At 62.1% G+C, this 12,586-nt stretch carries 12 protein-coding genes; 9 read left to right on the forward strand and 3 right to left on the reverse strand.

The window, feature by feature from the left end; genetic code table 11:
• The 3 genes from AC3WWH_RS28530 to AC3WWH_RS28540 form a co-directional block, all read left to right on the forward strand.
• Nucleotides 1–335 (forward strand): transposase (locus tag AC3WWH_RS28530; RefSeq protein WP_492377347.1); only part of this gene is annotated, 335 nt, incomplete at its 5' end.
• Nucleotides 336–606: 271 nt separating this feature from the next.
• Nucleotides 607–807 (forward strand): type II toxin-antitoxin system VapB family antitoxin, encoded by a 201-nt coding sequence (locus tag AC3WWH_RS28535; RefSeq protein ID WP_017958375.1) that lies wholly within the window; start codon nucleotides 607–609, stop codon nucleotides 805–807.
• On the forward strand, nucleotides 804–1,187 hold the full coding sequence (locus tag AC3WWH_RS28540; RefSeq protein ID WP_058323999.1) for a type II toxin-antitoxin system VapC family toxin: 384 nt from the start codon (nucleotides 804–806) through the stop codon (nucleotides 1,185–1,187). The genes AC3WWH_RS28535 and AC3WWH_RS28540 overlap by 4 nt, the downstream gene beginning before the upstream one ends.
• Before the next feature lie 343 nt (nucleotides 1,188–1,530).
• Here AC3WWH_RS28540 and AC3WWH_RS28545 read toward each other — a convergent pair whose 3' ends face one another.
• A complete protein-coding gene (locus tag AC3WWH_RS28545) occupies nucleotides 1,531–2,568 on the reverse strand; it encodes an IS110 family RNA-guided transposase (protein ID WP_058324000.1) in 1,038 nt (345 codons plus the stop codon).
• 470 nt (nucleotides 2,569–3,038) lie between these two features.
• Nucleotides 3,039–3,932 (reverse strand): GNAT family N-acetyltransferase, encoded by an 894-nt coding sequence (locus AC3WWH_RS28550; RefSeq protein ID WP_058324001.1) that lies wholly within the window; start codon nucleotides 3,930–3,932, stop codon nucleotides 3,039–3,041.
• 242 nt (nucleotides 3,933–4,174) lie between these two features.
• Here AC3WWH_RS28550 and argE point away from each other — a divergent pair, with 242 nt between their 5' ends.
• From argE to AC3WWH_RS28580, 6 genes are all read left to right on the forward strand, one after another.
• On the forward strand, nucleotides 4,175–5,299 hold the full coding sequence (gene argE, locus AC3WWH_RS28555; RefSeq protein WP_058324002.1) for an acetylornithine deacetylase: 1,125 nt from the start codon (nucleotides 4,175–4,177) through the stop codon (nucleotides 5,297–5,299).
• A 22-nt stretch (nucleotides 5,300–5,321) separates the two neighbouring features.
• Entirely contained in the window at nucleotides 5,322–6,245 is a 924-nt protein-coding gene (locus AC3WWH_RS28560; protein ID WP_058324003.1) for a 2-hydroxyacid dehydrogenase, read from the forward strand.
• Between the two features lie 26 nt (nucleotides 6,246–6,271).
• Entirely contained in the window at nucleotides 6,272–6,625 is a 354-nt protein-coding gene (locus AC3WWH_RS28565) for a cupin domain-containing protein (RefSeq protein WP_058324004.1), read from the forward strand.
• 349 nt (nucleotides 6,626–6,974) lie between these two features.
• Nucleotides 6,975–8,438, forward strand: a complete 1,464-nt coding sequence (locus AC3WWH_RS28570; RefSeq protein ID WP_058324005.1) for an aldehyde dehydrogenase family protein — start codon at nucleotides 6,975–6,977, stop codon at nucleotides 8,436–8,438.
• Nucleotides 8,439–8,447: 9 nt separating this feature from the next.
• Nucleotides 8,448–9,491 (forward strand): tartrate dehydrogenase, encoded by a 1,044-nt coding sequence (locus AC3WWH_RS28575; RefSeq protein WP_058324006.1) that lies wholly within the window; start codon nucleotides 8,448–8,450, stop codon nucleotides 9,489–9,491.
• 19 nt (nucleotides 9,492–9,510) lie between these two features.
• Nucleotides 9,511–10,965 (forward strand): NAD-dependent succinate-semialdehyde dehydrogenase, encoded by a 1,455-nt coding sequence (locus tag AC3WWH_RS28580; protein ID WP_058324007.1) that lies wholly within the window; start codon nucleotides 9,511–9,513, stop codon nucleotides 10,963–10,965.
• 340 nt (nucleotides 10,966–11,305) lie between these two features.
• Here the strand turns inward: AC3WWH_RS28580 and AC3WWH_RS28585 are convergent, their stop codons facing one another.
• Nucleotides 11,306–12,580 (reverse strand): NAD(P)/FAD-dependent oxidoreductase, encoded by a 1,275-nt coding sequence (locus AC3WWH_RS28585; RefSeq protein ID WP_058324008.1) that lies wholly within the window; start codon nucleotides 12,578–12,580, stop codon nucleotides 11,306–11,308.
• Nucleotides 12,581–12,586: the final 6 nt, after the last annotated feature.

A 12,586-nucleotide genomic window follows, 5' to 3' on the forward strand; every position in this document is an offset into this window, starting at 1 on the left:
TCAATGGCGAGTGGTTCGAGGCCTATGTCGCTCAGGTCCTGGTCCCGACATTGAAACCCGGTGACGTCGTGATCCTCGACAATCTTTCCAGCCACAAACGGCCAGCAGCAAGAGCGTTAATCGAAGCGGCGGGCGCAACGATGGTGTTCCTGCCGCCCTACAGTCCCGACTTCAACCCCATCGAAAAGGCCTTCTCCAAGCTCAAGGCACATCTGAGGAAGGCGGCTGAGCGGACCGTGTCTGGTCTGTGGGACATGATCGGCAAGCTCGTCCATCTCGTCGCGCCAAAAGAATGCAGAAACTACTTCAACTCATGCGGATACGATCCAGCATGAAAGGGAAATGCTCTAAACATCTGTTTTAGCGAAAACAAATTTCGGACTTTATAAATATAGGTGCACTTGATGGGCGAACCCGCGGCCCTTGCGGTTTTTGAGGGCTAGGATGCGCGATCGCTTTACGCACGATGGCGCTCATCACGCGACAAACATGTCCCGCGTTGCCGGCTTTGCACATCCTACGGCGGACGTATCAGAGTGGGGGCTAGGCGTAGATTTCATCACCAATTGGTGCTATTTGTAAGTACCAAAACCAGGAAACCAGACGATGCGATCGACTATCAACCTCGACGACACGCTCATGGAAAGGGCTAGATCCCTAACCGGCACGAAAGAAACCGCCGCTCTGGTCCGCCAAGCGTTGGAGACGCTTGTTCGTGTTGAGTCGGGAAAACGCCTCATCGCGCTCGGGGGAACTATGCCGGATGCGGAGGCAGCCCCCCGCCGCCGGAGCGCAGCGGCCAAGTGATACTTGCTGACACCTCCATCTGGATTGATCATTTTCGACATGGCGATGCGGAGTTGCGTAAGATTATTGAGGACGATCGTCTCCTCTGCCATCCGGCCGTGATTGGTGAATTGGCACTTGGCAGCCTTCGGGACCGGGGTAGCGTGATAGCTTTCCTGGCGGCTCAACGTGAAGCGTTCGTCGCAACGCACGACGAAGTCATGACGATGATTGATCGCCACGCCATTTTCAGTATGGGCATTGGCCACACGGATGCGCACTTGCTGGCCTCAATTCTCCTTGATCCGCGAGCGGCCTTGTGGACCAGAGACAAGCGTCTGCGGGCAGCGGCAGAAAAGGCGGGGGCTTTATTGCACACCCCTGCCAATGCGCGGAACTAAATGCTGAATCAAAACGATAGCCGTTGCTCATGCTCTTCTGGGGGTTGAGCCGCCAGAGCGCAGAGTTCCGCTCGATACATTATGCGAGGTTCTGTAACGGGCGTTGCGTCAATCCCTTGTGAGCGTAATCCCTCGCCGAGTGCTTGCTTCTGTCCGCAGTCGGAGCTTTGCCGCTGCTCTATGGGGTCTGCTGAGGACCGGTTGGCCAATCTGGAACGGCGCAGTCACCGCGTGCTGCTGATCGCATAACGGCCTAGCCCATCCTTCGTGCCGGCGAAGGGACCTTGCTGCGGAGGGCTGATGGCTGTGCCCGTCCGAAAGCCTGTCTTGTCGTCTCCTCCGGTCAAGCCGCCAGGGCTGGCGCTCCCTTATGAGCGATGAAGTTGGTTCGGTCCCTGAGCATGCGATGCAACACCACCGCCAGCTTGCGGGCCAGCGCGACACGCGCCTTTCTCGGACCGGCACGTCTGGCGACCGCCAACGCCCAGCCCTTCAGATCGGAAGCTTTGACCGGTCGCGTCAGGATGACGTTGGCCGCCTCGTAGAGCGCGGTGCGCACGCTGCCATCGCCGATCTTCGAGATGCGACCGCTATGATCGGTCTCGCCCGATTGATATTTCTTCGGCGTCAATCCGAAGTGCGGCCCCACCGCGCGGGAGGAGCGGAATCGCTCCGGCGCATCGACGGCCGCCACAAACGTCAGCGCCACCAAGACGCCAACGCCTGGCGTCGTCATCAGCCACTGTGCGTTGTCGTCCTGGCGGGCGATGGCACGCAGCTTGCGCTTAAAACCTGAAAATTCATGCACAAGCGCGTCGCGCACCTTCAGCAGTGCCGTCGCGATCGCTTCCAAGGTCGAATGGCCTGCAATCAGCGCGCGGATGCGCCCCGCGTAAGTGCGCCGCGTCGTCGGCCCGACCTTGAGGCCGAAGCCGCGCAGGATGCCCCGTATGCTCATCTCGATGTCGTGAAGCTTGCCCTGGATGAGCTTGCGGGCGGTCAGCAGAGCACGCACCTCCTGGGCGGCAAGAGATTTGCAGTGGACCGCTCTGAACCAGCCAAGCCGCATCAACTGCGCAATACTCCGTGCGTCCTTCTTGTCGGTCTTCACCGGCATCGTCTTGAAGGCTGCACGCACATGGCGCGTCTCGATCAGCTCGACGAAAAGACCTGCCTTCACCATCCTGGCATGGAGCCACTGCGACAAAGGGCCGGCCTCCAGACCAATGCGCTCCATCGCCACGCCGTGCGCGCCAAACCAGGCGATTAGCGCATCGGGTTCGCTGAGCATCTTTGCTTCCCGCACAATGCGGCCATCCGCATCCACCACGCACACGCTTGAGTATTCCAATGATACGTCGATGCCGGCATACTCTTTCATGGTCGTCTCTCCGTGCTGCTATGGAGCAGGCCACTCCTGACTCCGCGACACCATCATTGTGAGGGACGACCACCGGCCCTTCAAACCTACCGGGCCGGGTTCTGCCCGTTACACCATCTTTTTGGCCCAGAATGTGAACATCCTACAAGCCGTTGCACAGGGCTTCGAGAAGAACGGTTCCCTTCGACCCTAAGCCGCAATCACCGAATTGCCCCAAAAGCGAACTTCGCGCGCCTGCGTTCCCAATCGAGGAAACGGCATTTTGCCTCAGTCAGTCATGTGGTGCTAGACATTCCAAGCCCGGTATTCGCGCGCCGCCCTACTACTGCAAGACAGGCTTGCAGCAATCGCCAGATTCCGCCCCCACCATCGCCGCAAAGAGCCCGTGAACATTACGGTTCGATACCACCCCGTTATCTTCAATCAGAGGGAGCCTGCTTGCGCGCCGTCTGGAGAAGCTGCGCCGCAAATCAGCCCAGCGCGTGGCTTGCCAGCCCGTAGAGGTTCGGTCCAGGTACTACGACCGCCGCGCATTTGCCCCGCCGGGACATTGCGAGCACTGTGTCGAAGACGGTCAGGCCGGATTGCGAGAGGAATGTGGCGAAAGTGCCGGTCTCGACTGGTGTGTCGAGGCGCAGAAATTGATTTTCGTGGGCGGAGACATGTTGCCGTATCACTGCCACGGCGTCCGCATCAGTGTCTGCCACGACCGGGCCAATGACATGTCCCCTGCCAAAAGGACGGCAAAGCGCGAAAGCGCACAGCCGACCGCCGCGAACCAAGCCGTAGCCTATGGATTGAGCAAAGAGCTTGCCGATCAGCGCCGCCCTCGAAACACCGAATGCGCCTGCATCCAACTCGATCACCGCGGCAAGGTCCTCCCCTTCCAGTCGCCGGACTATCGGCTGCTCCGTTGCCGTAACAAAGTCGGTCGACCGGCGGGCAATGCCCTGGCATTGGTATATGGTCCGTATAGGCTCAAAACCGAGCGAATGGTAAAGGCGGCGGGAGGCCCTCGTCGCATTGAGCCTTAGATCGCGTCCCCGGCAATCCGAAAGCACGTGGTCCATGAGCCACCGCCCAGCGCCGTTTGTCTGCAGCCGCGGCGAAGTAATCACCATGCCTATGGTCGCGAAATCATCACCGTGCGGAAACCACATGGCCGAACCCGTCAGCCTGCCGATTTCATCAAGCGCCACATAGCCGCGGCCGACCTCGCGCAGGAGTTGCAAGTCCTCGGCGCGAAGCGGCCATCCGACGGAAACCGACAGGGCGTGCAGTTGCCCGAGATCGGCGCTCTCGATCCCGGCTATGCGCATTTCGAAACTGTCGATGACTTTGGATTCAGATGTCGGTGCGTCCACTCCTTGCCTCCCGTCCCTGCCGTCGTCTTGCTCTCGCCCGATCCAACCGGCCCGCGGCGAAAACTTTTATCCCTTAGACTAGAACGGTGCGCTCGATACAATTCACTTGAGAGGCCGCCTGTCGCACAACAATCCTCCAAATCCGACGCGCTTTCGGCATGTAAAGCCTGGATAGGCTTCTAAAGTACTGGTCATGATCGACGGCGCCGACCCCAGCGAACCGGGATGCTGTGAGGACAAGAATGCAGGCAGTGGATATCCTTGAAAAGCTCGTCGGCTTCCCCTCCGTCGTCAGTACCCCCAATACTGACATCGTTGCCTGGATCCGCGACTATCTGCAAAGCCACGGCATCGCCGTCACCCTGCTTCCTGGCCCGGAGGGCGATCGGTCTAACCTGTTCGCCGCAATCGGTCCGAAAGAGGTGCCGGGCTATCTTCTTTCGGGTCACATGGACGTCGTTCCGGCGGCCGAAAGCGGCTGGACGGGCGACCCCTTTCGTCTGCGTCAAGAGGCGGGCCGACTCTATGGGCGGGGCGCCACCGACATGAAGGGTTTCTTGGCCGCCGCCCTCGCCGTCGCGCCAAAGCTCGCCGAGATGCACCTGCGCCGGCCGCTGCACCTCGCCTTCTCCTATGACGAGGAGGCGGGCTGCCGCGGCGTGCCACACATGATCGCGCGCCTGCCGGAACTCTGCGCGGCGCCGCTAGGCGCGATCATCGGCGAGCCGAGCAGCTTGCACGCGATCCGCGCCCACAAGGGCAAGGCCGCCGCCAGACTTACGGTCAAGGGTCGTTCCGGCCATTCGTCGAGGCCCGACATGGGACTGAATGCTATCCATGCCATTGCGAGCGTCTTCGCACGGGCGGTCGCCGAAGCCGACCGACTGGCCCGTGGTCCTTACGAGCATGTTTTCGAGCCGCCCTACTCCTCTCTGCAGATCGGCACGGTGAAGGGCGGCCAGGCGGTCAACATCATCCCGGACACCTGCGAGGCCGAGTTCGAGGCACGAGCGATTTCCGGCGTCGATCCGGCGGAACTGCTCGCGCCGGTGCGAGAGGCCGCCGAGGCGCTGTCGGAACACGGCTTCCAAGTGGAATGGCAGGAACTGAGCTCCTATCCGGCACTTTCGCTCGGCCCCAATGCGCCGCTTGCGCGGCTGCTGGAAGAACTGACCGGTCTCGAGTCTCTCCCGGCCGTCAGCTACGGCACCGAGGCTGGGCTTTTCCAGCGGGCCGGCATCGACGCGATCATCTGCGGCCCCGGCGAGATCGGCCGCGCCCACAAGCCCGACGAATTCATCCTGGTCGATGAACTCCTGGCCTGCCAGGCGATGATCGAGCGGCTCGGCGAATGTTGCCGCGCCTGAGGCATCAAGAAGGAGACGCGCGATGACCTTCCTCTTCAATTCCGACGCAAAACGCGGCGCGATTTTCGCCGAAGCTTTTTCGCGTGCGCTTCCGGACGTTCCTTTCGCCACGGATGCGGCGGCGGTCGATCCGGATGCGGTGCGCTACCTGATCACCTGGACGGTTCCCGAAGATCTCTCGCGCTATCGCAACCTTGAAATCCTCTTCTCGATCGGCGCCGGGGTCGACCAGTTCCGCATCGAGGCCGTGCCGCCGCATGTGAAGGTCGTGCGCATGGTCGAGGACGGCATCGTCCGGATGATGCAGGAATATGTGACACTTGCCGTGCTCGCGCTCCATCGCAACCTGCCGGCCTATCTGGACCAGCAGCGCAGCGAACATTGGCGGGCCATTTCACCGGTTCAGGCTTCGGAACGCCGCATCGGTGTGCTCGGCCTCGGCATGCTCGGCACCGCGGTGCTCGAACGATTGAAGCCGTTCGGCTTTCCGCTATCCGGCTGGAGCCTTAGCGCGCACGAGCTTGAGGGTGTCAGATGCCTGCACGGTACTAACGGTCTCAACCGTCTGTTGGGCTATACCGACATCCTCATCTGTCTACTGCCTTTAACCGACGAGACGCGCGGCTTTCTCAATGCCGCCCTCTTCGCCAAGCTCCCGGCCAGCGCGGCACTTGTTCATGTCGGCCGCGGGCCGCAGCTCGATCATGAAGCATTGATCGGGGCGCTCGATAGTGGCCATCTCTCTGGTGCTGTCATCGACGTCACCGATCCCGAACCGCTGCCAACGGGTCATCCCTTCTGGAGCCACCCGAAAGTCCTGCTGACGCCGCACATAGCAAGCGTCACCCAACCGGAAACAGGCGCCGAGGCCGTGATCGAGAATATCAAGCGTCATCGGACCGGACTTGATCCCATCGGCCTCATCGATCGCGGCCGCGGCTATTAAGCTCTCAATCCTAGGAAAGGAAACTCATGTCCCTCTTGAAGAACATCGACACCAATCCCTCTTTCCCGCCGCGCGAGTCCGGTCCGCTTCCGGAACGCCTGATCTCCGGCAGTCCCTCCTTCAAGACCTGGGCTCAAGACATCGCACGGGGAGAGATGATCCATACAGGCGTCTGGGAGGCAACCCCCGGAGAGACGCGCTCGATTAAGGGCGAGACATTCGAATTCTGCCATATCCTCTCCGGTGTCGTCGAACTCACGCCGGAAGGTGGCGGGCCGGTCGTCTACAAAGCCGGTGACAGCTTCGTCATGAAGCCGGGGTTTGTCGGTGTCTGGAAGACGATCGAGACCGTACGTAAGATCTACGTGACGGTCATGTAGTGTCCGCCGCGCGATCCGATCGAGGCCCTTGATACAGGCCTATCGGCCACGGATCGCGCTCGAACTGGTTTCGGCGAAAACTTGCCGGCAACCGGCATCCTCGCCCACCACGGCACGCTCGCGGCTTTCTGGCGTGTCGTCGCTGCTCCAGCCTGGCAATCGCTTTCTCGTGCTCCTGTCGGATTGCCGGCGCATCGCCGATACGTCACCGACCGGCCCATCTCAGCCTCCGAAGATTTCGCTGTTCCGTCACCGAAAACGTAATTTTCCACCGTCGCCGCATCGCCACTCGATGCATGCTGCTCGCGTTCTTCCGGTAGCCTCGCATGAGCTTATCCGAGGACCCGCTATGACTCTCAGCTTTGACCCCGACACTCTTCCCCTGCCCGTCGGGCACTTCATCGGCGACCGGCTGATCCCTGCCGAGGGCGTTATCGACATGCATCGTCCCTCCGACGGCAAGGCCTATGCCGGCTGCCCTCTTGCAGACGAAGCTCTCGTCGACCGCGCCGTCGAAACCGCCAAGAATGCGCTGAAGGCGAGCAACTGGGGCGGCGTGCGTCCGCGCGAGCGCACAGTCGTGCTGCAGCGCTGGGCCGACCTGATCGAAAGGGAGGCGGAAACCCTCGCCAAGCTCGAGGCGCTTTCCTCGACCCGCCCGGTCGGACACCTCATCGCCGGCGATATCGCCGTCAGCGCCGAGCAGATCCGCTTTTTTGCGGAATTCGCCGACAAGGAAGGCAGCGACCTCGTGCCGACCGACGACAACAATCTCGGCATGATCATGACCGAGCCCTATGGCGTCGTCGGCGCCATCACGCCGTGGAATTTCCCCGTTTCGATGGCCGCCTGGAAGCTCGGCCCTGCGCTTGCCGCCGGCAATGCCGTCGTCTTGAAGCCCTCCGAAATGACGCCGTTTTCGACCGTCTACCTTGCCGAGCTTGCAATCCGCGCTGGCCTGCCTGCCGGCCTCATTAATATCGTGCTGGGCGACGGTCCGGTGACCGGCACTGCCCTCACCGGCCATTCCGACATCGCCAAGGTAAGCTTCACCGGCTCGACCGGCGCCGGCTCCGCCATCATGGCCAATATCGCCCGCACCGGGGTCAAGCCTATGACGCTTGAACTCGGTGGGAAGAGCCCGCAACTCGTCTTCGCCGATGCCGATCTCACCAAGGCGGCCGCGGCAATCGCCCAGAGCGTGATGTCTAACGCTGGCCAAGCCTGCATCGCCGGCTCCCGCCTGATCGCGGAGGAAAGCGTTGCTGCGCCGCTCGCCGAGGCGATCGTCACGCGCATGAAGGCGGCAAAGGCGGGGCCGACCTGGGATGAGGCGAGCGAGTACTCGCCGATCATCTCGAAGCGCCAGTTGTACCGCATCCACGGCATCGTCGAGGCTGCCGTTGGAGCGGGCGGCGAATGCCTGTTCGGGGGCGCCCCAATGGATGCGCCGGGCTATTTCTATCAGCCAACGTTGATGGCCGTGCGCGACAGCTCCTCGCCAGCGATAACCGAAGAAATCTTCGGTCCGGTCCTGACCATCCAGACCTTCGCCGACGAAGAGGAGGCACTGGCGCTCGCCGACCACCCGACCTACGGTCTGGCCGCTGGCCTCTTCACCCGCGACCTGTCTCGCGCCCTACGGCTGACGCGGCGGGTCCAGGCAGGCACGGTCTGGGTCAACCGGTACAATCGCTCACACGACCACATCCTGCCAACCGGCGGCTACAAGCGCTCCGGCATCGGCAAGGACCTCGGACGCGAGGCCTATCACGCCAACCGCAAGAGCAAGAGCGTGCTCATCAGCCTATAGGGAGCCTCCATGAAATCCTATTCGATCGCACTCATCCCCGGCGACGGCATTGGCCAGGACGTAACGGATGCGGCCTGGCAGATTCTTTCGACCGTCGCCAGGCATTCCGGCTTCTCGCTCACCGGCACGCCCTTTCCCTGGTCCTGCGCCTTTTACAAGGAAACGGGCGCGATGATGCCGACGGACGGCATAGAAATCTTGCGCCGCTTCGATGCAATCCTGCTCGGCGCCGTCGGCTGGCCCGCGGAAGTGCCAGATTCCGTCTCACTCCACGGCTTGCTCCTGCCGATCCGCAAGGCTTTCGTGCAATATGCCAATATCCGGCCGCACCGGCTGCTGCCGGGCGTGCAAGGTCCGTTGAAGGCGGACAATTTCGACATCCTCTGCATCCGCGAGAATACCGAAGGCGAATATTCCGGCGCCGGCGGCCGCGTGCATCAGGGAACGGGCGATGAAGTCGCGGTCGAGACCTCGATTTTCACGCGCACGGGCGTCGAACGGATCCTGCGCTTCGGCTTCGAGCAGGCGCGACAACGCCGGGGCAAGCTCGCTTCGGTGACCAAATCCAACGCCCAGAAATACTCCATGGTGTTCTGGGACGCGATTACGCGAGAGCTCGCCGCCGAATACGCGGATGTCGAGGTGACGAGCTACCACATCGATGCGATGGCCGCGCGCATGGTGATGGCGCCCGAGAGCCTCGATGTCGTGGTCGCCTCGAACCTCTTCGGCGACATCCTGACTGATCTCGGTGCCGCCATTCAGGGCGGGCTCGGCTTTGCGGCTTCCGCCAACATCAACCCCGATCGAAGCGCCCCGTCGATGTTCGAGCCGGTACACGGCTCCGCACCCGACATCGCCCATCTCGGGATCGCCAACCCCGTCGCCGCCATATGGTCCGGCGCGATGATGCTGGACCACCTCGGAGAAAGTGAAGCCGCGCGCATTGTCATGACCGCGCTCGAAAGAACGACCGCCCGCGGGATCGGCACTGTGCCGGGCAAAGACAAAACCGAAACGATTAAGGCAGCGGTGCTTGCCGCGCTCAACTGATCTTTAGAGGAGAGAAATCATGAAGTTGAACGATAGGGAACTTTTCCGGCAAGAGGGCCTCATCGACGGAGCCTGGCTGGCAGCAGCCTCGGGTAAGACCGTCGACGTTTTCGACCCCGCTAGCCGGACGCGCCTCGGCACCATTCCGGACATGAGCGAAGAGGAAACGCGCTCCGCCATCGAAGCCGCCAATGCCGCCTTCGGACCGTGGAAGAAGAAGACGCATGCCGAACGGGCCGCATTACTTGAGCGCTGGTATGCGCTGATGATCGAAAACCTGGAGGATTTGGCTCTGCTCTTGACGATGGAACAGGGCAAGCCGCTCGACGAGGCGCGCGTCGAGATCCGTTACGGCGCTTCGTTCGTCAAATGGTTCGCCGAGGAGGCTCGTCGCATCGGCGGCCACACCATTCCCTCTCCGACGGCCGATCGGCGCATCGTCGTTCTGAAAGAGGCGGTCGGCGTCTGCGCGATCGTGACGCCGTGGAACTTCCCGAACGCAATGATTACCCGCAAAGTGGCACCTGCCTTGGCGGCCGGCTGCACGGTGGTGATCAAGCCCTCGGAGTTCACGCCCTTTTCAGCGCTCGCCCTCGGAGTTCTGGCAGAGCGCGCCGGCATTCCCGCAGGCGTGATCAACATCGTCACCGGCATGCCGAACGCAATCGGCAACGAGTTCATGGCGAACGAAACAGTGCGCAAGATCTCCTTTACGGGCTCGACGCGCGTCGGCTCTCTGTTGATGAGAGGCGCGGCCGACAGCGTCAAGCGCCTCTCGCTCGAACTCGGCGGGAATGCCCCCTTCATCGTCTTCGACGACGCCGATCTTGATCTGGCGGTCGAAGGCGCGATCGCGTCCAAGTTCCGCAATGGCGGCCAGACCTGCGTCTGTGCGAACCGCATCCTGGTGCAGGCCGGCGTCTATGACGCCTTTGCAGAGAAGCTCGGCGCACGCGTTAACGCAATGAAGGTCGGCCCCGGTACGCAACCCGGCATCGCGATCGGACCGATGATCAATGACGCGGCGATCGACAAGATCGACCGCCATGTCGAGGACGCGCTTGCCAAGGGCGCGAAGCTTGCGGCGCGCGGCAGGTCGGTGCCGGAGGGGAGACAATATAGGGCCCCGATCGTGCTCACGGGCGCCACCACCGAGATGCTGCTTGCCAGCGAAGAGACCTTCGGTCCCGTCGCACCGCTCTTCCGCTTCGAGACGGAGCAGGAGGCAATCGCCATCGCCAACGGCACGCCCTTCGGCTTGGCTGCCTATTTCTACACTGAGAGCCTGAAACGCTCGTGGCGTGTGGCCGAAGCGCTCGAATTCGGCATGGTCGGCCTCAACACCGGCGCCATCTCCACCGAAGTCGCCCCCTTCGGCGGCGTCAAGCAATCCGGCCTGGGCCGCGAGGGCGCCCAGGTCGGCATCGAGGAATATCTCGAGATGAAGAGCTTCCACATCGGCGGACTGGATTAATGCATGTTGCCCAAAAGTGTGCCGCGGCTTTTGGGACAACGACATGCATAAACAAAGGATCTGCAGCGCGTCGCGTGATTCGATTGAACGCGACGCGCTGTAGGTTGGTCACGACGATCTTGGGTCGAACTGAACCAAAGCCTAAAACGTGATCGGTTCCAGGAGTAGAGCGGGATGCGCGCGAAATGCCGCCCGTGTTTCTTCATCCCGCTCTCAAGAGGCGCTTCAGCTCTTTCGCAAGACCGCTGCGCGGTTGACGCGACGCGCCAGGCTAGATCATCCAAACAAAGAAGGGCGCGGATCTGTCCGATCCGCGCCCTTCTTCCTACCACCGCGTTGTCTACTGGATCCTGTCCAGTATCTTGTAGTACATGCCGACGAGCGGCAGGAACCAGGGCTTGCCGAAATGTCCCGGCACGGCCGGCCATTCGAGCCCCTTCAGCGGGTTGCGATCCGGCCGGTCGAGAATCGCGTCCGCCATAATCATGCCGAGATGCGTCGAAAGCTGCGCCCCGTGGCCGGAATAGCCCATGGCGTACCAAACGCCGTCTTGATAGCCGGCGCGGGGGAATCGGTCCTTGGTCATGTCGACAAGACCGCCCCAGCAATAGTCGATCTCGACATTGGCAAGCTGCGGGAAGATCTCGGCAAGGCTTGCCTTGAGGATCGCGCCGCTCTTGGCGTCCGAATTCTGATCGGAGGTTGCCGAGAAACGTGCGCGGCCGCCGAAAATCAGCCGGTTGTCGGGCGAGAGTCTGAAATAATTGCCGATGTTCATCGACGTGACGCACGTGCGGTTGCCCGGCATTGTCGCCGCGATCTCCGCCGCTGTCAGCGATCGGGTGGCGATGATGAAGCTGCCGACGGCGATGATGCGGCGGCGGAAATAACCGAAGATCGAAGGCGTGTAGGCGCCAGTGGCGACAAGAACCGCATCCGCGGTGACGCTGCCGCGGGAGGTCTTCAATGTATGCCGGCCGCCCTCCTGCCGATGCTCGGTGACCGCCGCGCTCTCGAAAACCACGGCGCCATGGCGCGTGGCCGCTTCGGCGAGGCCGACGACATACCGCCCCATATGCATCATCGCGCTCTTCTTCGAGAGCATTGCCCCGAAGAAGGGCGAGCCGACCTCCTGCTTTAGATCCTCGGCGCTGAGAAGCGCCGTATCGGGATCGACCTCAGCGTTGACCGCCTCGAAGTTGCGGGCGATCGCCTCGAAATGCGGGGGCTTCGAGGCAAGCTTCACTTTGCCGGCGCGGCGGAAGTTGCAGTCGATACCTTCTTCGGTGATCAGTGCCTCGATCGTGTCGACTGAATCGTCGAACGCCTTGTAGAGCGCAATCGCCCGCTCCCTGCCGAGTTCCGCCTTGGCCGCGAGATAGCTATGGGCGAGCCCGTTATTCAAGTGTCCGCCATTGCGGCCGGAGGCGCCCCAGCCGACCTTCTCCGCCTCCAGCACGACGACCTTCGCCCCGGCCCTGGCGAGCTGCCGGGCCGCACTGAGGCCGGTGAAGCCGCCGCCGATCACGGCGACGTCGTAATGGTCATCGACCGGGCCTTGCGCAGCTCCGGCAAAGGCCGGGGCCGTATCATGCCAGTAGGACAGGAACTTCATGGCGCA

Source organism: Ensifer sp. EB106-03-01-XG145 (assembly GCF_058792075.1).